This window comes from Amnibacterium flavum (assembly GCF_003097495.1).
GTDB lineage: Bacteria > Actinomycetota > Actinomycetes > Actinomycetales > Microbacteriaceae > Naasia > Naasia flava.
This window is the reverse complement of the sequence record NZ_QEOP01000002.1, coordinates 434,038-453,236: the sequence shown is the minus strand read 5'-3', so window position 1 is coordinate 453,236 and position 19,199 is coordinate 434,038. Positions and strand designations below refer to the sequence as shown.

Annotated in this window: 17 protein-coding genes and 2 pseudogenes; 3 read left to right on the top strand and 16 right to left on the bottom strand. The window is 69.7% G+C overall.

Annotated elements, in window-relative coordinates; genetic code table 11:
- Positions 1-3: 3 nt before the first annotated feature.
- From proB to DDQ50_RS09770, 8 genes and pseudogenes are all read right to left on the bottom strand, one after another.
- Positions 4-810 (bottom strand): glutamate 5-kinase, encoded by an 807-nt coding sequence (gene proB, locus DDQ50_RS09800; protein WP_116756555.1) that lies wholly within the window; start codon positions 808-810, stop codon positions 4-6.
- Entirely contained in the window at positions 807-2,393 is a 1,587-nt protein-coding gene (gene obgE, locus DDQ50_RS09795) for a GTPase ObgE (protein ID WP_116756554.1), read from the bottom strand. The genes proB and obgE overlap by 4 nt, the downstream gene beginning before the upstream one ends.
- 135 nt (positions 2,394-2,528) lie before the next feature.
- Positions 2,529-2,789 (bottom strand): 50S ribosomal protein L27, encoded by a 261-nt coding sequence (gene rpmA, locus DDQ50_RS09790; RefSeq protein WP_116756553.1) that lies wholly within the window; start codon positions 2,787-2,789, stop codon positions 2,529-2,531.
- 19 nt (positions 2,790-2,808) lie between these two features.
- The gene (gene rplU / locus DDQ50_RS09785; protein ID WP_116756552.1) at positions 2,809-3,117 is read right to left on the bottom strand and encodes a 50S ribosomal protein L21; all 309 of its coding nucleotides are present in this window, start codon (positions 3,115-3,117) and stop codon (positions 2,809-2,811) included.
- A 268-nt stretch (positions 3,118-3,385) separates the two neighbouring features.
- Positions 3,386-4,060 (bottom strand): PepSY domain-containing protein, encoded by a 675-nt coding sequence (locus tag DDQ50_RS09780; protein WP_116756551.1) that lies wholly within the window; start codon positions 4,058-4,060, stop codon positions 3,386-3,388.
- An 83-nt stretch (positions 4,061-4,143) separates the two neighbouring features.
- Positions 4,144-4,470, bottom strand: a pseudogene (locus DDQ50_RS17695) (ATP-binding protein); the annotation flags it as partial.
- Between the two features lie 150 nt (positions 4,471-4,620).
- Positions 4,621-4,971 (bottom strand): annotated as a pseudogene (locus DDQ50_RS17690) (histidine kinase dimerization/phospho-acceptor domain-containing protein); the annotation flags it as partial.
- 784 nt (positions 4,972-5,755) lie between these two features.
- On the bottom strand, positions 5,756-6,433 hold the full coding sequence (locus DDQ50_RS09770) for a response regulator transcription factor (RefSeq protein WP_116756549.1): 678 nt from the start codon (positions 6,431-6,433) through the stop codon (positions 5,756-5,758).
- 105 nt (positions 6,434-6,538) lie between these two features.
- Here DDQ50_RS09770 and DDQ50_RS09765 point away from each other — a divergent pair, with 105 nt between their 5' ends.
- Complete coding sequence (locus tag DDQ50_RS09765) at positions 6,539-6,802, top strand: DUF4031 domain-containing protein (RefSeq protein ID WP_116756548.1); 264 nt, start codon at positions 6,539-6,541, stop codon at positions 6,800-6,802.
- Positions 6,803-7,250: 448 nt separating this feature from the next.
- Here the strand turns inward: DDQ50_RS09765 and DDQ50_RS09760 are convergent, their stop codons facing one another.
- Positions 7,251-9,704, bottom strand: a complete 2,454-nt coding sequence (locus tag DDQ50_RS09760) for an Rne/Rng family ribonuclease (RefSeq protein WP_116756547.1) — start codon at positions 9,702-9,704, stop codon at positions 7,251-7,253.
- A gap of 289 nt (positions 9,705-9,993) precedes the next feature.
- Between DDQ50_RS09760 and DDQ50_RS09755 the strand changes: the two genes are divergently transcribed.
- Positions 9,994-10,575 (top strand): GNAT family N-acetyltransferase, encoded by a 582-nt coding sequence (locus tag DDQ50_RS09755; RefSeq protein ID WP_116756546.1) that lies wholly within the window; start codon positions 9,994-9,996, stop codon positions 10,573-10,575.
- Positions 10,572-11,195, top strand: a complete 624-nt coding sequence (locus tag DDQ50_RS09750; RefSeq protein WP_116756545.1) for a vitamin K epoxide reductase family protein — start codon at positions 10,572-10,574, stop codon at positions 11,193-11,195. Before DDQ50_RS09755 ends, DDQ50_RS09750 begins: the two co-directional genes overlap by 4 nt.
- A gap of 160 nt (positions 11,196-11,355) precedes the next feature.
- On the opposite strand, the gene ndk is transcribed toward DDQ50_RS09750, so the two are convergent.
- The 7 genes from ndk to DDQ50_RS09715 all read right to left on the bottom strand — a co-directional run bounded on the left by ndk (position 11,356) and on the right by DDQ50_RS09715 (position 19,192).
- The gene (gene ndk, locus DDQ50_RS09745) at positions 11,356-11,769 is read right to left on the bottom strand and encodes a nucleoside-diphosphate kinase (protein WP_116756544.1); all 414 of its coding nucleotides are present in this window, start codon (positions 11,767-11,769) and stop codon (positions 11,356-11,358) included.
- A gap of 28 nt (positions 11,770-11,797) precedes the next feature.
- Positions 11,798-12,175: a DUF4233 domain-containing protein gene (locus DDQ50_RS09740; protein WP_240614332.1), complete on the bottom strand. Its 378-nt coding sequence runs from the start codon at positions 12,173-12,175 to the stop codon at positions 11,798-11,800.
- Positions 12,172-13,545 (bottom strand): bifunctional folylpolyglutamate synthase/dihydrofolate synthase, encoded by a 1,374-nt coding sequence (locus DDQ50_RS09735; protein ID WP_116756542.1) that lies wholly within the window; start codon positions 13,543-13,545, stop codon positions 12,172-12,174. The genes DDQ50_RS09740 and DDQ50_RS09735 overlap by 4 nt, the downstream gene beginning before the upstream one ends.
- Positions 13,538-16,948, bottom strand: coding sequence for an isoleucine--tRNA ligase (ileS, locus tag DDQ50_RS09730; RefSeq protein WP_116756541.1), 3,411 nt, complete (start codon positions 16,946-16,948; stop codon positions 13,538-13,540). Before ileS ends, DDQ50_RS09735 begins: the two co-directional genes overlap by 8 nt.
- Positions 16,949-17,177: 229 nt before the next feature.
- Complete coding sequence (locus DDQ50_RS09725) at positions 17,178-18,203, bottom strand: DUF1648 domain-containing protein (protein WP_116756540.1); 1,026 nt, start codon at positions 18,201-18,203, stop codon at positions 17,178-17,180.
- Positions 18,200-18,553 (bottom strand): GntR family transcriptional regulator, encoded by a 354-nt coding sequence (locus tag DDQ50_RS09720; protein ID WP_116756539.1) that lies wholly within the window; start codon positions 18,551-18,553, stop codon positions 18,200-18,202. Before DDQ50_RS09720 ends, DDQ50_RS09725 begins: the two co-directional genes overlap by 4 nt.
- A gap of 45 nt (positions 18,554-18,598) precedes the next feature.
- Positions 18,599-19,192 carry a TetR/AcrR family transcriptional regulator gene (locus DDQ50_RS09715; protein ID WP_165829769.1) on the bottom strand — a complete coding sequence of 198 codons (594 nt, stop codon included), beginning with the start codon at positions 19,190-19,192 and terminating at the stop codon, positions 18,599-18,601.
- Between the last annotated feature and the right edge of the window lie 7 nt (positions 19,193-19,199).

Genomic DNA, 19,199 nt, shown 5'->3' with positions numbered 1-19,199 from the left:
CAGCTAGCGGACCGCGGGTACCGCGTCCGCTGAGGGCGCCGGGTCGAACCAGGTACCGACCGTGGCACCGGTGAGCGCCTGCGCCACCTGCGCGGTGGAGGCCAGCAGGACCGCAGCCCCGGCGTCGGCGGCGAGACGGGCCGCGGCGACCTTCGTCGTCGCTCCGCCGGTGCCGATCCCCGTTCCCACCGATCCGATGACGACGCCCGCGAGGTCGTCGCCGAACGGCACGTGATCGATCCGGACCGCGCCCGGCTCGAGCGGCGGACGGGTGTAGAGCGCATCCACGTCGCTGAGCAGGACGAGGAGGTCGGCCTTGACGAGGACCGAGACGAGCGCGGCGAGTCGATCGTTGTCGCCGAACCGGATCTCGTGGGTCGCGACGGTGTCGTTCTCGTTGACGATCGGCAGGATCCGCAGCTCGAGCAGCTTCTCGATGGCACGCTCGGCGTTCTTGCGATGCGTCGGGTTCTCGAGGTCGCCGGCGGTGAGGAGCACCTGGCCGGCGACGATCCCGAACGCGTCGAGGCTGTCCTGGTAGCGGTAGATGAGCACGTTCTGACCCACGGCCGCGGCTGCCTGCTGGGTCGCGAGGTCAGTGGGCCGGGAGTCGAGCTTGAGGTACGGCATGCCCGTCGCGATGGCGCCGGACGAGACGAGGAGGACCTCGACGCCGCGTCCGTGCGCCTCGGCAAGAGCGGCGACGAGAGGCGCGATCTGGCCGGCGTTGGCACCGCTGATCGAGGAGGAACCGACTTTCACGACGATGCGCCGCGCTTCGCCGATCTGCTCGCGACTCGCTACGGTCACCGACCCTCCTCGATCTGATCCGCGTCGACCTGCTCGGGGGCGATGCGCTCGGACTCCGCGCGTGCGGCATCGTCGGCGGGCCGGTTGTGCTCCTCGCGCCACATGCCGGCGTCGCGCTCGCGCTCCATCTCGGCGCGCGCCTCCGCCTTGGCATCCATGCGGTCGAAGTAGTTGTCGCGCCGCGCCGCGCGGGTGGGGCGCGGGTTGCGGTCGACGCGCGGGTCGGATCCGCGAGGGCTCGTGATCAGCTCGGCGGCCGAGCTCAGCGTGGGCTCCCAGTCGAAGACGACACCGCCGCCGGGTCCGATCATCACGGTGGAGCCGGGGACTGCACCGGCCTTGAAGAGGGCGTCCTCGACGCCGAGCGCCGCGAGCCGGTCGGCGAGGAAGCCGACGGCCTCATCGTTGGCGAAGTCGGTCTGCTGAACCCACCGCTCGGGCTTGTCGCCGAGGATGCGGTAGATGTTGCCGTAGCTGCCGCCCTCGACCTGCACCGTGTACTCGGTGGCGTTGACCGGCTTCGGGCGCAGAACGATGCGGGGCTTCGCCGCGGGGACGGCGGTGCGGGCGTCCTGGACGACGGAGGACAGCGCGAACGACAGCTCGCGGAGCCCCTCGCGACTGACCGTGGAGATCTCGAAGACCCGGTAGCCGCGGCTCTCGAGCTCGGGACGCACCATGTCGGCGAGATCGCGGGCTTCGGGCACGTCGACCTTGTTCAGGGCGATGAGCTGGGGACGCTCGAGCAGCGGGACCTGGCCTTCGGGCACCGGGTAGGCGCCGAGTTCGCCGAGGATCACGTCGAGGTCGCTGATCGGGTCGCGGCCCGGATCGAGCGTCGCGCAGTCGAGCACATGGAGCAGGGCGCTGCAGCGTTCGACATGGCGGAGGAACTCGAGGCCGAGACCCTTGCCCTCGCTCGCGCCCTCGATCAGACCGGGGACGTCGGCGATCGTGTAGCGGACGGTGCCCGCCTCGACGACGCCGAGGTTGGGCTGCAGGGTCGTGAAGGGGTAATCGGCGATCTTGGGCCGCGCTGCGGACATGGCCGCGATGAGGCTGGACTTGCCGGCCGACGGGTAGCCGACGAGCGCGACGTCGGCGACGGTCTTCAGCTCGAGCTCGACATCGCCTTCCCAGCCGGGCGTTCCGAGCAGAGCGAATCCGGGCGCCTTGCGCTTGGTCGTGGCGAGGGCGGCGTTGCCGAGACCGCCGCGCCCGCCGGGCGCGACGACGAGGCGCATGCCGGGCTCGGTGAGGTCGACGAGCTCGGTGCCGTCGGCGTCCTTGACGACGGTGCCGACCGGCACCGGGAGTTCGAGGACCTCGCCGCTGGTTCCCGCACGGTGGTCGCCCATTCCGGGCCCGCCGTTCGAGGACGAGCGATGCGGGCCGCGGTGGTAGCCGAGGAGCGTCGTGGTCTGCGGGTCGGCGACGATGACGATGTCGCCGCCGTGACCGCCGTTGCCGCCGTCGGGGCCCGCGAGGGGCTTGAACTTCTCGCGACGGACCGAGACGCAACCGTTGCCGCCGTTCCCCGCCCGGAGATGAAGCGTCACCTGGTCGATGAATGTCGCGACCATGTCGGCTCCTTCCTGTGCGGGCCCGCAGGCCCTGTGTTCGCTCTATGGATGTTGTGACGTGCCGTCGTCCGGCATCCGCCTGGACAAATGCGAATGGGCGAGCCGATCAGGCCCGCCCATTCACCACAGCTGTTGTTACTCGCCAGCCGCCACCACGATGTTGACGACCTTGCGACCGCCCTTGGCGCCGAACTCGACGGCGCCTGCGGCGAGGGCGAACAGGGTGTCGTCGCCGCCACGGCCGACGTTCACGCCGGGGTGGAAGTGAGTGCCGCGCTGGCGGACGATGATCTCGCCGGCGTTGACGACCTGACCGCCGAAGCGCTTGACGCCGAGGCGCTGCGCGTTGGAGTCGCGACCGTTACGGGTAGAGCTTGCGCCCTTTTTGTGTGCCATCTGCTCGAACCCTTCGCGCTTACTTGATGCCGGTGATCTTGACGCGCGTGAGCTCCTGACGGTGGCCCTGGCGCTTCTTGTAACCGGTCTTGTTCTTGAACTTCTGGATGACGATCTTCTTGCCGCGCTCGTCGCCGAGGACCTCAGCGGTCACGACGACCTTGGCGAGGGCCGACGCGTCGTGGGTGATGTTCTCACCGTCGACGAGGAGCACCGGGGCGAGCTGGATGTTGCCGTTGTCGTCGGCCTTGATGCGATCGAGGACGACAACCGTGCCGACCTCGACCTTCTCCTGCCGCCCGCCGGCGCGCACAATCGCGTAAACCACGTTTCTAGCCAATCTGTTGGTATGTCCGCGCGGTCTCAGGAGTTCCGGCGGCGAAGAATCGGTGCGGGCTATGCCGCGCACACCGACGGTCAAGCGTACCCGATGAGTGGACGACCGGCAACCAAGCCGCCGGGCTGACCGTCCCCCTGAGCATACCGTCCTCCGTCACCGGGCGGGCGGAGGACGGCGGGTCGGTCGGGACCGCCGAATGCGGTGCCCCCAGGCGGCCGACGGCCGCCCGGCGACCGATCCGCGGGCCCGCTCCAGCTCATTCGTGAACGCGCGTCACCTGGAACGCCGCATCGAGCTCAACCTCGACGCGGGACCCGTCGGTGCGGACGATCTCGACCTCCCAGGCGTGGTCCGCATCGTCGTCGCGATCGACCTCGACGACGGTGCCGCCGCCGACCTCGGTCAACGCGGCTGCGGCCGCGGCAGCGCTGTCCGTGCCGGCCGAGGCGCCGACATCCGAGCTGTTCACACCATCATCGTCGCCGCCCCTGTCGTCGCGGCCGGTGTCGTCAGCAGCGTCGTCGCCGCCGCGACCGCCGCGGTCGTCCAGGCCTGTCGAGTCGTCGTCGAGGTTGCTGTTGCTGTTGCTGTTGCTGTTGCTGTTGCTGTTGCTGTTGCTGCGATCGTCGTCGCTGTCGTCGTCGACGCGAACGACTCGGAAGTCGGAGTCGAGGTCGACGTCGACCTGGCGGCCGTCGGGAAGCGTCACGTCGACCTCGTAGAGGTGGTCGCCGTCGTCGCTGCGCTCGGCTTTCGTGACCTGGCCGCCGCCGACTTCGGCCAGGGCGGCAGCAGTGGCGTCATCGAGCGCCGAACCGGTGAGGTGATCGTCGTCGTCGCCGAACGGCTGGGCGACGGCGACGCCGACTCCGCCGATGACGAGGACTGCGGCGAGTGCTCCGGCGCCGATCCAGATGGTCTTCTTCTTCATGGTTCCACTCCCTTGTTCGTGCGGACGGGAGTCAGTCTCGTGAGCCGGCGCTGAAGCGGGACTGAAGCGAACTGAAGGCCTTTTCAGCCGGCGGACTGGGCAGGAGCGGGCAGGCGCACCTCGAAGCGCGCTCCGCCGAGACGACCGGTGCTCACCGCGACGGATCCGCCGTGGGCGGCGACGATCTCGCGCACGATCGCGAGCCCCAGACCGCTGCCGCCCGCGTCGCGGGAACGCGCGTCGTCGAGGCGCACGAAGCGCTCGAAGATCCGCTCGCGCTCCTCGGGAGGGATGCCGTCGCCGTCGTCGTCGACGGCGAGCAGAACACCGTCGGTGAGGGTGAGCTCGATCCGCGAACGGGCGTGCCGCGCGGCGTTGTCGACGAGATTCCGGACGACCTGGCCGAGGGTCCCCTCATCGCCGCCGACTCGGGCGGGAGCGACGTCGGCGGTGCCGACCGCGATGGAGGTCAAATCGCGGATCCGGCGGGCTTCCGCCAGCACGATGTCGTCGAGGTCGACAGCTCGGCCGGTCGGGCCCAGCGTGGTCTCGTCCGCCCGGGCGAGCACGAGCATGCCCTGGACGAGTCTCTCGAGGCGGGCCCCCTCGTCGAGGATCGCGTCGGTGAGCTCCTGCGACGAGATGCGATCCGGGTGCGCCTGGGCGACCTCGGCGTACTGCCGGAGGGACGCCAGCGGCGACTTGAGTTCGTGCGAGGCGTCGGAGACGAATCGGCGCTGCGAGCGTTGCGACGCCTCGAGTCGATCGAGCATCGAGTTCATGGTGGTCGCCAGGCGTCCGATCTCGTCGCGGGCGCCGTGGTCATCGACGCGTCGATGGAGTGTCGTACCGCCGACGGCGTCGACCTCGCGACGCATCCGTTCGACGGGCCTCAAGGCGCGGCCGACCACGATCCAGGTCGCGACGGCCAGCAGCACGATGAGGAGCGGAACCGTCACGAGCAGCAGGCGTGACACCGTAGCGACCGCCTCGTCGACCGTGTCGAGGCTCTGGCCCGCGACAACCACGAACCCGTTGTTCTCGGCGGCGGTCGCCTCGAAGAGCCCGTCCTCCCCCGGCAGGCGGACCGTCCAGTGCTCGGCACCGTCCGGTCTGCCGAGCGCGGCGAGCCCCGCGATGTCATCCGTCGACGCGACGACCTCCCCCGCCTCGTTCTGCACCTGGACGAATGTGCCGTCGAGGTCGCCGAGAACCACATCGCCCTCGACCCGGGGCAGGTCGTCGTCGCTTCCCGAATCGTCGCTTCCCGACCCGCTTCCACCCGAGTCGTCGGACGAGTCCCCCGAGTCGTCGCTCGACCCGCCGGAATCGCCGTCCCCCGAGTCGTCGCTCGACCCGCCGGAATCGTCGTCGCCGGAATCGTCGTCATCCACCGAACCGCTGTTCGATCCGCTGCCGGATCCGGAGGGGTCGGCGCCGTCCGAGCCCGATCCATCCGAGCCCGAGCCCTCCGAGTCCGATCCGCTCGTGGTGGAGCTGCCCGAGGCGTCCAGCTGGTTCGCTACGGTCGCGGCCTGCGCGGAGATCGCGGAATCGAGCTGTTCGATGAGGGAGAAGCGGAGGAGCGCGCCGAAGAGGACGGCCCCGACGACCAGGGTGACGGCGACCGCCGCGGCGGAGATCAGGGTGATGCGCGTCCGGAGCGAGACCCGCCGGCCCCGGACCGGCCGACGCTCAGCCACCGTTCGACGCCAGCCGATACCCGGCGCCGCGAAGCGTCTCGATCGCGGCACGACCGAAGGGCCTGTCGAGTTTGTTGCGCAGGTGCCGCACGTAGACCTCGACGATGTTCGCGTCGCCTTCGAAGTCGAAATCCCAGACCGCGTCGAGCACCTCGCGTTTCGTCACGACGTCGCCGACGTGTCGGATGAGGAACTCGAGCACCGCGAACTCGCGCGCGGTCAGGTCGACGGGGGTGTCGCCCCGCCACACACGTCGTGACGCCGGATCGACCTTCACATCGCCGGCCTCGAGCACGGTCGGGCGCTCGGCGGCCCCGCGGCGTATGAGAGCGCGCAGCCGGGCGAGGAGGATCGCGAACGAGAAGGGCTTCGTGAGGTAGTCGTCGGCTCCGGTGTCGAGCGCCTCGACCTGGTCCCACTCGCCGTCCTTGGCGGTCAGCATCAGGATGGGCGTCCAGTTGCCCTCTTTGCGGAGCGTCTCGCACACGCGGTACCCGCTGATGCCGGGGAGCATGATGTCGAGGAGGATCACGGAGTAGTCCTGCTCGCGTGCCATCCAGAGCCCGTCGGTGCCGGTTGCGGCGACGTCGACGGCGAAACTCTCCGCCTCGAGTCCGCGCCGGAGCCCTTCGGCGAGGCGGGTCTCGTCCTCCACCACCAACACGCGCATGAGCAGCCTCCGTCGGTTCATTGTGGCGAACGCCCGCTGAAGCTGCACTGAAACGGTTCGGCCCGCGCTGCCGGGAGCAGGCCTCCGCGGGTGCAGGATGGATGCATGACGGTCCTCATCGACGATGCGATGTGGCCGGCGCACGACACTCTGTGGGCGCACCTCGTGAGCGATTCGTCGCTCGAGGAGCTGCACGCGTTCGCGGCGGCGAATTCGCTCCCGCGCCGCAGCTTCGATCTCGACCACTACGACGTCCCGGCGGCCAGAGTCGACGCCCTCGTAGCGGCGGGAGCCGAGAAGGTGTCGGGCAAGGACCTGGTCCGCCGCTTGATCGCCAGCGGCCTGCGAATCCCGGCCCGCGACCGCTAGAGGTTGGGTAGCGGCGTCACGGAGCCACTGAGGACGGGCGTTCGACGCGAGCTGGCACGTTCCGGCCGGCCCCACCCGCCGCAACGTGCGCGCCGGCCCGCAGTTCCCGGAGCTCGCAAAGCTCCGGTCCGCGAGATCGGATATTCGGGGCACCAACGCACGTTCCGGCGTGCACCCGTGTCAGGAACGTGCGGTCTCACCGCCGACCCGGCTGAGCAGTGCGTCTGAGACCCTGGCCTTTCCGGGCGCACGTCGATCCGAGTTCGTGCGTTTCGGACAAAGTGCGTACGCCGGAGCGCGCGTATGTGCCCGGGATATCCGAGTCAGGGATTGGGCGCGCGCACGTTCCGGGCAGCGGGGCCGGCCGCAACGTGCGCGTTCGCCCGGAACGCCCGTCCTGGAGAGGGGGCCCTCGCGCCGCGGGGCGCGCAGGCGCCCCGCGCGCGGGTCAGGAGGTGGGGTCGGAGGTGACGCGGCTCGCGTCGCCCGCCGTCAGCGCGCCCGTCGAGACGCGGCGGCTGCGCGAACGGCCCTGACCCGGCTTCTTCGGCTCGGGAAGAGCGTCGAGCACCGTCGACAGGAGGGTCTCCGCGTCGGGCGCGATCGTGCGGGACGGGGCCGCGGCGACGACGGGAAGGTCGATGACCGGCTCGAAAACGGGAGCCGACGACGGCTCGTCGGCCTCGGCGGGCAGCTCGACGACGATGGCGGCAGCCGCTGCGACGGCGACCTCGGCCGGCTCGTTGTGAGCCTCCTCGGCGACCGCGTCGCGGTGGATCGTGCTCTTCGCGATCAGCGCGAGCGCGTTCTTCGCGTCGTCGGTGATCGCGTGGGTGCTGCCCTGTGCGGGACGCTGCGGCGCGGACTGCGACTGCTGCTTGCGACCACGACGAGGCTCGGGCTTCGAGTCGAGCGGTTGACGCGGCGCGTCGGTCATCGACTCGGCCAGGCCCAGACCCAGCTTCTTGCGGGTCATCTGCACGAGACCCAGTGAGGTGACCTCGGCGACCTGATGCTTCGTGCGGTCACGGCTCAGGCATTCGACGAGACGACGCAGAACGAGATCGCGGTTGTTCTCGAGCACCATGTCGATGAAGTCGATCACGATGATGCCGCCGACATCGCGGAGGCGGAGCTGGCGGACGATCTCCTCGGCTGCCTCGAGGTTGTTCTTGGTGACGGTCTCCTCGAGGTTTCCGCCGGACCCGACGAACTTGCCCGTGTTGACGTCGATGACCGTCATCGCCTCGGTGCGGTCGATCACGAGGGAACCGCCGGACGGCAGCCACACCTTGCGGTCGAGCGCCTTGTCGATCTGCTCCTGGACACGGAAGCCGGCGAACACGTCGCCGCCGCCCTGCCACGTCTCGACGCGGTCGAGCAGGTCGGGTGCGACCGATCCGAGGTACGAGGCGATGGTCTGCTGCGCGTCGTTGCCCGCGATGACGAGACGTGCGAAGTCCTCGTTGAACACGTCGCGGATGATCTTGACCAGGAGGTCGGGCTCGCTGTGCAGCAGTGCGGGCGCGTTGGCCTTCTCGACCTGCTCGCTGATGTGCTGCCACTGCGCGGTGAGGCGGTTGACGTCGAGCGTAAGCTGCTCCTCGGTCGCGCCTTCGGCCGCGGTCCGAACGATGACGCCGACGCCGTCGGGCAGCACCTCCTTGAGGATGCGCTTGAGACGGGCCCGCTCGGTGTCGGGCAGCTTGCGGGAGATCCCGTTCATCGAGCCGCCGGGCACGTACACGAGGTAGCGGCCGGGCAGTGAGATCTGGCTGGTGAGGCGTGCGCCCTTGTGACCGACCGGGTCCTTCGTGACCTGGACGAGCACACGATCGCCGGGCTTCAGCGCCAGCTCGATCCGACGGGGCTGGTTCTTCTCCCCCTCGACCGCGGCGGCATCCCAGTCGACCTCACCGGAGTACAGGACGGCGTTGCGCCCGCGCCCGATGTCGACGAAGGCGGCCTCCATGCTGGGCAGAACGTTCTGCACCCGACCGAGGTAGACGTTGCCGATGAGCGAGGCGTTCTGCGCCTTCGCGACGTAGTGCTCCGCGAGGACGCCGTCCTCGAGGACGCCGATCTCGATACGACTGTCCGTGCTGCGCACGACCATGACGCGGTCGACGGACTCGCGGCGGGCGAGGAACTCCGCCTCGGTGACGACGGTGCGGCGTCGGCCGGCGTCGCGACCGTCGCGGCGGCGCTGCTTCTTCGCCTCGAGACGGGTGGAGCCCTTGATCTTCTGCGGTTCGGTGATCTGGACCGCGACCCGTTCGACGCGCTCGCGAGGCTGACGCTGCTGCTGCTGAGGCTGCGCCTCTCCCTCGCCCTCACCGGTGCGGCGGCGCGAACGACGGCGGGTGGTCGTGCCGGAACGCTGCCCGAGAGCGTCATCGTCGTCATCGTCGTCATCGTCGCCGGGTGCCGGCGCGAGCACGGGAGGAGCCTGGAACAGCGGGAAGAGACTGGGGGCGCTGGGTGCGGCGGGCTCGACCGGCTGCTCCGCGGCGGCGGGCTCGGCTTCCGCAGCCTCGGCTGCGGGAGGCTGGGATTCGGCGGGCTGGGATTCCGCGGCGACGGTTTCGTCGGCGGTGTCCGCCTCGACCTCGTCCGGCGCATCGGTCTTAGCGTCGGTGGCGCCGTCGACGGACGCCTCGGGCTGGATCGGGGCGACAGCCTCGGTCACAGCCTCGGCGGGAGCCTCGTCGGTCAGCTGCTCGACCGCGGGAGACTCCCCCGCGACCGGACGCTCCTCGGGCTGGGCCGCCGCAGCCGCCGCGCGTCCTCGACCGAGCACCGATGCTCGAGGCCGGAAGGAACGGCGCCGCTTGGGCTTGTCGCCTGCTCCTGCGTCAGCAGGATTCGTGCCATCGGGATTGTTGTCGTTGTTCTCCACCATCGCTGGTGCACTCCTCGCGGAGCGGCGTCCGCGCCGCCGCATCCGAAACTGACGGTGGAATCCTCCACCTAACTCTGTGAGCCCGTTCCCGTGTGGTTCTGGGCCTTGGCGGTCAGCGGGTTCGCTGTCGCCGTGTGCGGACCGCTGGTGATCCGCGGGTCCGGTCCTGCCGCAGCGGGTCCGGGAGAAGTCTGTCGCCCGCGCGCGGCGCGAGCGGTGTTAAACCGATTATCGCACGTCGAGCCTCCACAGCACCTCGACCCGCTGACTCGGGCGTAAGGTCCGTGCTGTGACGGCGATCGCACTGAGACGTCTGACGCGTTCCGACCTCCCGCTCCTGTCGGGCTGGCTCCGCCTCCCGCACGTCGCGCGCTGGTGGAACGAGGACGCGGCACCGGCCGCGGTCGAGGCACGGTACGGGCCGTCGATCGACGGCAGCGACCCCACGGAGGTGTTCCTCATCCTGCACGGCGGGCGACCGGTCGGATTCCTGCAGCGCTACGCCTTCGGCGACGAACCCGACTACCGCGCCGAGCTCGAGCCGGTCGTTCACGTCTCGGCGACCGACCACAGCCTCGACTACTTCGTGGGCGAGCCGGATGCCCTCCGCCGGGGCGTGGCATCGGGCGCTGTGATGCTCGCCGTGGCGGATCTGTGGCGCGAGCAACCGGAGGCCGAACACGTCGTGGTGCCCGTGCACGCCGACAATCTCGCGTCGCGCCGCGTGCTGGAACGGGCCGGATTCCGGCTCGTCGCCGAAGGCGAGCTCGAGCCGGACAACCCGTCCGACGACCGTCGCCACGTCGTCTTTCGGATCGACCGGCACGCCACTTCTTCTACGTCAGATAGAAATGGGAGGATTGCGCTATGACCAGCACGAACGCGGCGACCAGCACGGCTCCGGCCAGGCAGCCGGTCGCCATCGCGATCCTCTTCATCATCACGGGACTCGTTGGCCTGTTCGGAGCGTTCCAGCTCACCATCGAGCGCTTCGCACTCATCGCGAACCCCGAGGTGCCCCTGTCCTGCGACATCAACCCGTTCGTGTCGTGCGGACCGGTCATCCAGAGCTGGCAGGGATCGCTGTTCGGGTTCCCCAACCCCCTGATCGGGTTGATGACCTTCACCGCGCCGGTGTTCGTCGGTGTCGCGATACTGGCGGGGGCACGATTCCCGCGCTGGTTCTGGGCGCTCTACAACGTCGGGCTGCTCGGCGCCATCGTCTTCATCCACTGGCTGATGACGCAGACGGTCTTCGTCATCGGCACCCTGTGCCCCTACTGCATGCTGGTCTGGCTCGTCACGATCCCGCTGTTCTGGTACGGGACGGTGAACAACCTCGCGCGCAACTTCGGCCTCAGCGGGTCCGCTCAGCACTTCTTCCAGCGACTGCTGCCGTGGACCTGGGTGATCGTCGCGATCGACTACGCGGTCATCATCGGGATCATCCTGAACAACTTCCCGCTGCTGCTGACGGTGCTGTTCAGCTGAGAGCACTCCGCCCGCTGAGCGGGGCGATACGCAGGTCGCTCGAGAGAGGACTGCGCTTCGCTGCGCTCAGCGGGCGTCAGGTGCGCGCACCGAGGAGAGCGAAACGAGAGGCGCCGGAACGGGCCTCCGCTTCGCTGCGCTCAGCGGGCGGTGCGAAGACCTAGAACCAGAGGGCCAGTTCGCGGGCGGCCGACTCGGGCGAGTCGCTGCCGTGCACGAGGTTCTGCTGCACTTTGAGGCCCCAGTCACGGCCGAGGTCCCCGCGGATCGTGCCGGGGGCGGCGGTCGTCGGATCCGTGGTGCCGGCCAGCGCGCGGAACCCCTCGATCACCCGGTTGCCCGCGATGCGGATTGCGACGACGGGACCGGACTCCATGAACTCGACGAGCGGCTCGTAGAACGGCTTGCCGAAGTGCTCCTCGTAGTGCGCGGCGAGAAGCTCGCGGCTCGGTTCGAGGAGTTTGATGTCGACGAGGGAGTAGCCCTTCGCCTCGATGCGACGCAGGATTTCCCCGGTCAGTCCGCGTGCGACTCCGTCGGGCTTGACCAGCACCAGCGTCTCTTCGACTGCCATGTTGTGAGCTCCTCGCAATAGTTTCGTGTCAGGTGGTGGATGCGCGCGGCGGCTGACCGTCGAGGCGTCCGCCAACAATCATGCAGTACGTCCAGATTCCCGCGAAAAGCGCGCCCGCGATGAAGATCTCGCCGACCAGCAGTCCGCCCGCGACGAACAGCGCTTGGGAGGCCCAGCCGAGCCACACTCCGACGGGGTAGCGAAGCAGCCCGATCGCGATGATCATCAGCACGCAGAGCCCGATCCCGAGCCCGAGGGCGAGGCCCCACGGAAGGCGTCCGAGTCCGCCGATGGCGAGCGAGGCGAGGAACACGATGATCACCTCGAAACCGAGGACGATCGAGCCGAGGCTCTCGGTGACGCTCCGCTTGCGGCGCCCCCGCGGGGCGCGGCCTGCTGTCGTCACGCGGTGGCCTTCCAGCCCTCTTCGGCGGCGACCTCGATGGCCCGGCCGACGAGGGTGATCGATCCTGTGACGACGACGGCGCCGTTGTCGGCGTCGCGCACGTCATCTCGGGCCGACTCGAACGCCTTAGCGATCGTCGGCTCGATCCGCACCCTGTCGGCACCCGCCACCTGCACCGCGAGGCCGGCGAGCTCCTCGACGTCGAGCGTGCGGTCGGACGGCGCGAAGGTCACGACGAACTCGTCCACGACCGGCTCGAGCGCGCGCAGGATGCCCTCGGCATCCTTGTCCTCGAGGATCGCGACGACCGCGACGACCCGACCGAAGTTGAAATAGGTCTGGAGCGCCGACGCGAGCGAGGCGGCCCCGTGCGGGTTGTGGGCGGCGTCGACGAACACGGTCGGGTCGGTGCCGATGAGCTGGAGGCGTCCGGGAGAAGTGGCGGCACCGAATCCCTCGGCGACGACGTCGGGGTCGAGAGCCGCTCCCCCGCCGCCGAGGAAGGACTCGACGGCCGCGACTGCAAGGGCCGCGTTGTGCGCCTGGTGGTCGCCGTAGAGCGGCAGGAACAGCTCGGTGTACTGCCCGGCGAGGCCCTTCACGTCGACCAGCTGACCGCCGACGCCGACGTGGGTGGTCTCGGAGAAGTCGACTCCCTCGACCTTCAGGGTCGCCTCGCTCAGCAGGGCGGCGCGCTCGATCTCGGCCAGCGCCTCGGGCACCTGGATGGCGGACACGACCGAGGCGACGGGCTTGACGATGCCCGACTTGGTGCGGGCGATCTCGGCGATGGTCGAACCGAGCCGAGCCTGGTGGTCGAGTGCGATGGGCGTGAAGACGGCGACCTGCGCGTCGGCGACGTTGGTCGCATCCCACTCGCCGCCCATGCCGACCTCGATCACGGCGACGTCGACGGGAGCGTCGGCGAACGCGGCGAAGGCGAGCACGACGAGCGCCTCGAAGTAGGTGAGCGGCGGTTCGCCCTCGAGTTCGAGATCGCGGTCGACGATGCCGAGATACGGCTCGATGTCGCGCCAGTTGGCGACGAGCCGCTCATCCGAGATCGGCGTGCCGTCGATGACGATGCGCTCGTTGAACTCGACGAGATGCGGGCTGGTCAGCAGCCCGGGACGCAGGCCGTGGGCGCGCAGCAGACTGTCGATGATGCGGCTCGTGGACGTCTTGCCGTTGGTACCCGCGATCTGGATGACGGGATACGCGCGGTGCGGGTCGCCGAGCAGTTCCACGGCGCGGCGGACGGGTTCGAGCCGCGGCTGCGGCGACCCCTCGCCGAGCCGCTCCTGCAGTTCGAAGACGACCTGCTCGGCCTCGTCGTGGAAATCCTCGACATCGTCGTAGGAATCAGACATCGAGTCTCACCGGTCCCGTCTTGCGCAGTTCGAATCGTCCGCCGTCGGCGGCTCCCCAGGTGCCGGGCTTCTGCAAGGTCAGGTGGCCGTCGGGCCACGCCGTCAGGTTACCGGTGGAGTCCGCGGTCGCAGGAGAGAACTCCACGCTGACCGCGAGCGTCTCGGACGCGATGAGTTCGCGGTGCGCATCGAGCACGGCAGCCAGATCGGCGTCGCCCTCGAACCGGATGTCGATGCGGTCCGAGATGTCGAGAGCCGCCGCGCGTCGGGCCTGCTGGATGTCGCGGACCAGGTCGCGGGCGCGCCCCTCCGCCTCGAGCTCGGGGGTGAGCGCGGTGTCGAGCAGCAGGAATCCGCCGCCGGGGAGGAGGCTGAGCGCGGGCCCTGCCTCGTCGCCGGCGGTGTCGGCGCTGAGCACGAGTTCGTACTCCCCCGCGACGAGCTCGATGCCGCCCGCGCTGACGACGTCGCCGTCGGCGCTCCAGTCACCGGACTTCGCGGCCTGGATGACGCGCTGAACCTCTTTGCCGATGCGGGGGCCCAGCGCGCGGGCATTGACGGTGAGGCGTGTGCTGATGCCGTAATCGGCGGCGCTCGTCGACTCGAGGTCGACCAGCCTCACCGTCTTCAGGTTCAGCTCGTCGCGCAGGATGCCATCGAACTGACCGAGCGAGGAGGCGCCCGGCGCGACGACCGTCAGCCCGGCGAGCGGCAGACGGACCCGCAGGCCCGCCTGCTTGCGCAGGGCGAGCGCTGCGGAGGTCACACCGCGGACCGCGTCCATGGTGGCGACGAGATCGTGATCGAGCGGGAACTCGTCGGCATCGGGCCAGTCGGTGAGGTGCACGCTGCGCCCGCCCGTGAGGCCCCGCCACATCTCCTCGCCGACCAGCGGAAGCAGCGGCGCGGCGAGCCGAGCGAGCGTCTCGAGCACCGTGTACAGGGTGTCGAACGCCTCGGTCGAGGCCCCCTCGTCGTCGCCGGCACCGACCCAGAACCTGTCGCGGCTGCGGCGGACGTACCAGTTGGTCAGCACATCGCCGAACTCGCGCAGGCGCAGCGCGGCGCCCGACGCGTCGAGCGCGTCGAAGTCCGCGGTGACGCCCTCGATGAGCGCGTGCAGCTTGGCGACCAGATAGCGGTCGAGCACGTCGGTCGAGTCGGTGCGCCGCCTGGCGTCGTACCCGCCGCCGGATGCGTTGGCGTAGAGCGTGAAGAAGTAGTACGTGCTCCACAGCGGCAGCAGAAGCTGACGGACGCCCTCGCGGATGCCTTCTTCTGTGACGACCAGGTTGCCGCCGCGCAGCACCGGGCTGGACAGCAGGAACCAGCGCATCGCGTCGGAACCGTCGCGGTCGAACACCTCGCCCACGTCGGGGTAGTTGCGCAGCGACTTCGACATCTTCTGCCCGTCGTTGCCGAGCACGATGCCGTGGCTCACCACGTTCGAGAAGGCAGGACGGTCGAACAGGGCGCTCGACAGGATGTGCAGTGTGTAGAACCAGCCGCGGGTCTGCCCGATGTACTCGACGATGAAGTCGGCCGGGCTGTGCGAGTCGAACCAGTCCGCATTCTCGAACGGGTAGTGCACCTGCGCGAACGGCATCGATCCGGAGTCGAACCAGACGTCGAGCACGTCCTCGATGCGGCGCATGGTGCTGCGACCGGTCGGGTCGTCGGGGTTCGGCCGGGTCAGCTGGTCGATGAACGGCCGGTGCAGGTCGGGCTCGCCGGCGTCGTTCAGCGGGAGGGCGCCGAAGTCGCGTTCGAGCTCGGCGAGCGAGCCGTACACGTCGACGCGCGGGTGCTCGGGGTCGTCGCTCTTCCAGACCGGGATGGGGCTGCCCCAGTAGCGGTTGCGCGAGATGGACCAGTCGCGAGCGCCGGCCAGCCACTTGCCGAACTGGCCGTCCTTCACGTTCTCGGGCACCCAGTTGATCTGCTGGTTGAGCTCCTCCATGCGGTCTCGGAACTCGGTGACCCGCACGAACCAGCTCGAGACGGCCTTGTAGATGAGGGGGCGGCGGCAGCGCCAGCAGTGCGGGTAGGAGTGCTCGTAGCTCGCCTGACGCAGCAGGCGGCCCTTCTCCTTCAGCAGACGTGTCAGCGGCTTGTTCGCCTCGAAGACCTGCAGGCCCGCGACCTCGGAGATGTTGGAGAGGAACTTGCCGCCGTCGTCGACGGAGATGATCGTCGGGATGCCGGCCGCCGAGCAGACCAGCTGGTCGTCCTCACCGTACGCGGGAGCCTGGTGAACGATCCCGGTGCCCTCACCGGTCGCGACGTAGTCGGCGACGAGGATCTGCCAGGCCTTCTCGGTGCCCCACACCTCGGTGTCGGCGTAGTAGTCCCAGAGCCGGTCGTAGCGGACACCCTCGAGTTCGCTTCCCTTGAGGGTGCGCGAGATCGCGGCGGTCGCCTCCTCGGCGCTGTCGTAGCCGAGGTCCTTCGCGTAGGCGCCGACGAGGTCGGCGGCGAGCAGGTACTCGGCCCCCATGACCTCGACGTCGAGAACCGGGCCCTCGCCGATCCGGTCGCCGGCGAGACTGTCGGGCGCCTCCGAGTCGGGCGTGCCGTTCGGGCCGGAGCGGACGACGGCGTAGTCGATGTCGGGACCGACCGCGAGCGCGAGGTTCGTCGGAAGGGTCCACGGCGTGGTCGTCCAGGCGAGCGCGCGCACCGCGGTGAGACCGAGCGCCTCGGCGCGCGAGCCGACGAGCGGGAAGGTGACGGTGACCGTCTGGTCCTGACGCATCTGGTAGACGTCGTCATCCATGCGCAGCTCGTGGTTGCTGAGCGGCGTCTCGTCGTTCCAGCAGTACGGCAGCACCCGGAAGCCCTCGTAGGCGAGCCCCTTGTCGTGCAGCTGCTTGAACGCCCAGATGACGCTCTCCATGAAGCTCGTGTCGAGCGTCTTGTAGTCGTTCTCGAAGTCGACCCAGCGGGCGGAGCGGGTGACGTACTCCTCCCATTCCGCGGTGTAGCGGAGCACCGAGGCGCGCGCCTCGGCATTGAACGCGCCGATGCCCATCGACTCGATCTCGGCCTTGGTCGTGATGCCGAGCTGGCGCATCGCCTCGAGCTCGGCGGGGAGGCCGTGGGTGTCCCAGCCGAAGCGGCGGTGGACCTGCTTGCCGCGCATGGTCTGGAAGCGCGGGAAGACATCCTTGGCGTAGCCGGTGAGCAGGTGGCCGTAATGCGGGAGCCCGTTGGCGAACGGCGGACCGTCGTAGAACACCCACTCGGGTGCCCCCTCGCGCTGGTCGATGGAGGCCTGGAACGTGCCGTCGCGCTTCCAGTAGCCGAGGACCTGCTCTTCGACCTCGGGGAACCGGGGAGAGGGGACGACGCCGAACGCGGCACCCGGGGTGCGCGTGGCCGCATCGGGGTTCTTGGGGTACATGAGCTTCTCCTGTGCTTGCAGTCCTGCCTCAGCACGAGGACGCCTTGCGACGCGGTACCACCTCGTTTGGCCGCCTGCGGATCGACTCGGTTGCCCGAGCAGTCGTGCGGCCCTCTCGATGCGCTGTGACGGGCTCGCCCGCTCGGTTCTACTGGGCCGTTGCCGACCGTTCTTCCGAGGACTCCCCGGTGATGGCCGGATCGATGTCGTTAGCCGTCAGCCTACCGCGTCACTTCGCGGTTTGCGCCTGCGCGAGGAGGGCCCGACCGACGCCGGCCGCCCGCTCGGCGTCGTCGATGGTGACCACGAGCGCGCGTCCGGTGGTCCGCTCGAACTGCAGCCCCGGACCGGTGTGCAGGACGACACCCGTGCGTCGCGGACCGAAGCGGAGGCCCCAACCTCCGAAATCGCCGACGGGCGACACCGGGAGAACCTTCACATCGTCGAGCTCGGACAGCGGGATCCAATAGCGAGGGGCGCCGAGGAACGAGCGCACCAGCACACCGCGCGAGTCGATCCGCACCCGCCAGAACAGGGTGGACAGCGCGGCAGCCAGAACGACGCCGGGGAGGAGGAGGGCGAAGGCCGTCGCGTCTCCCGATGCGGCGACGGCGAGAGCGAACACGAGCATCCCGACGACGGCAGCGGTCAGCGCCACGATCAACCAGAGGGGGGCGTGGGTCGAGCCGGCCCAGACCGCGCGCTGACCGGGAGCGAGCGACACGGCCGGCACCGTGTCGCCGTCCGCACCGGCCTGTACCTGTTCGAGGCCGCGGGGCGCCGCGAACCACCCGATGACCGCGAGGAGCAGACCTCCGACGAATCCGCCGATCAGGGCTCCGACGGGGAGCGTCTGGACGGCGTCGACCCCGCCGCCCAGTTGCGGTGCGAGAGTGCCGAGCTGAAGTATCGACAGCAGTCCCGAGACTCCCCAGGCGGACGCGAGGAGCACGCGGGCGCCCCGGCTTCTGGCCGCATCGATCGGACTCCATCCGGAGGCGACGGCACCGGCCGCGACGATCAGGACCACCGCGGCGCCCACCAGGGCGGGTGCCCATGCGGGACCGTACCCGTCAGCTCGTCCCGCTGCATTCCAGTGCTGCGCCACCTCCGCCGGAAGCGACGGAGTCCAGGCGATGACGACCGCCAGCGCCCCGAGGACGAGGAGCACCGGCGGGAGCGCCCCCAGAACGACGAGTCGACTCCGATAGCGACGAACACCAGCTGGGGATGCGACAGCGATTCGAGCGTTCATCGGGAGTACTCCTCTTTGATCAGGGCGACGAGGGCGGCCGGGCCGACGCCCGCCGCTCTGGCACGGGCGACGAGTCGCGGAAGGTCGAGCGACAGGTCACCGAGCGACGACGCCTGAGCGGTCAGCACCGCTCCACGACCTCGTCGGAGGTCGACCAGGCCCTCATCTCGGAGGACCGCATACGCCTTGAGGACCGTGTGCACGTTGATCTCGAGGGACTCCGCGAGTTCTTTCGCCGACGGCAGCCGGGACCCGGGACGCAGCGCGCCGCGGATGACCTCGGCGCGCACCCCGTCAGCGAGCTGCTGGAACAGCGGCGTCGGCGACGACGGGTCGACGGTCAGGAACATGCCGCCAGTCTATTGTTCTATTTCACATAGAACAATACGAATGAGCTAGGCACCGTCCAAGGCGGCTGCGAAGCCCGCGCACACCGGAGTGATCGCCGCTTCCACGTAGGACGCCAGCGAGCCTCGCGATGCGCCGGCGTTGACCCAGACCCCTGCGGCCGCCGCGGTGGCCGCGACGATCGCGGCCGCCGCGGCGGGAGGGCGCACATCGTCCCGACTGAGCGACAGCCTGGTGCGGAGGAACTCGGCGATGACGGCCGCCTGAGCTGCGAAACGCGGGAGCCCCGATGCGCCGAGCTCCTCGGCGGTCCCCATCGTCTCGGCCTCGGCGACCGCCCACGGCGCGCTCTCGCCGGGGAAGTCCTGAGCGATCACCAGCAGGGCCTGCCGAACCCCGTCGATCGGCGGGCGGTCCGTCCCGACAGCCCGGAGTTCGTCGCGGAGCCGTCCCGCGCTCTCGTCGAACGAGCTCCAGAGCACGTCGCTCTTGGCGGCGAAGTAGTTGAAGAAGGTCGCGCGGGAGACCCCGGCCCTCTGGGTGATCTGCTCGACGGTCGTACCCGCGTATCCCTGCTCGAGGAACAGCTCGGCGGCGGCGTCCTCGATACTCGCGCGGGATGACCTGCGCGGTCGCCCCACGCGCCGC

Excerpts from the sequence above, each read along its gene's own strand:
- DDQ50_RS09725 (WP_116756540.1), bottom strand. The coding sequence starts at position 18,203 with ATGAACGCTCGAATCGCTGTCGCATCCCCAGCTGGTGTTCGTCGCTAT.
- DDQ50_RS09780 (WP_116756551.1), bottom strand. The coding sequence starts at position 4,060 with ATGAAGAAGAAGACCATCTGGATCGGCGCCGGAGCACTCGCCGCAGTC.
- DDQ50_RS09750 (WP_116756545.1), top strand. The coding sequence starts at position 10,572 with ATGACCAGCACGAACGCGGCGACCAGCACGGCTCCGGCCAGGCAGCCG.
- DDQ50_RS09770 (WP_116756549.1), bottom strand. The coding sequence starts at position 6,433 with ATGCGCGTGTTGGTGGTGGAGGACGAGACCCGCCTCGCCGAAGGGCTC.
- obgE (WP_116756554.1), bottom strand. The coding sequence starts at position 2,393 with ATGGTCGCGACATTCATCGACCAGGTGACGCTTCATCTCCGGGCGGGG.
- DDQ50_RS09720 (WP_116756539.1), bottom strand. The coding sequence starts at position 18,553 with ATGTTCCTGACCGTCGACCCGTCGTCGCCGACGCCGCTGTTCCAGCAG.
- DDQ50_RS09760 (WP_116756547.1), bottom strand. The coding sequence starts at position 9,704 with ATGGTGGAGAACAACGACAACAATCCCGATGGCACGAATCCTGCTGAC.
- DDQ50_RS09765 (WP_116756548.1), top strand. The coding sequence starts at position 6,539 with ATGACGGTCCTCATCGACGATGCGATGTGGCCGGCGCACGACACTCTG.
- DDQ50_RS09735 (WP_116756542.1), bottom strand. The coding sequence starts at position 13,545 with ATGTCTGATTCCTACGACGATGTCGAGGATTTCCACGACGAGGCCGAG.
- rpmA (WP_116756553.1), bottom strand. The coding sequence starts at position 2,789 with ATGGCACACAAAAAGGGCGCAAGCTCTACCCGTAACGGTCGCGACTCC.
- ndk (WP_116756544.1), bottom strand. The coding sequence starts at position 11,769 with ATGGCAGTCGAAGAGACGCTGGTGCTGGTCAAGCCCGACGGAGTCGCA.
- ileS (WP_116756541.1), bottom strand. The coding sequence starts at position 16,948 with ATGTACCCCAAGAACCCCGATGCGGCCACGCGCACCCCGGGTGCCGCG.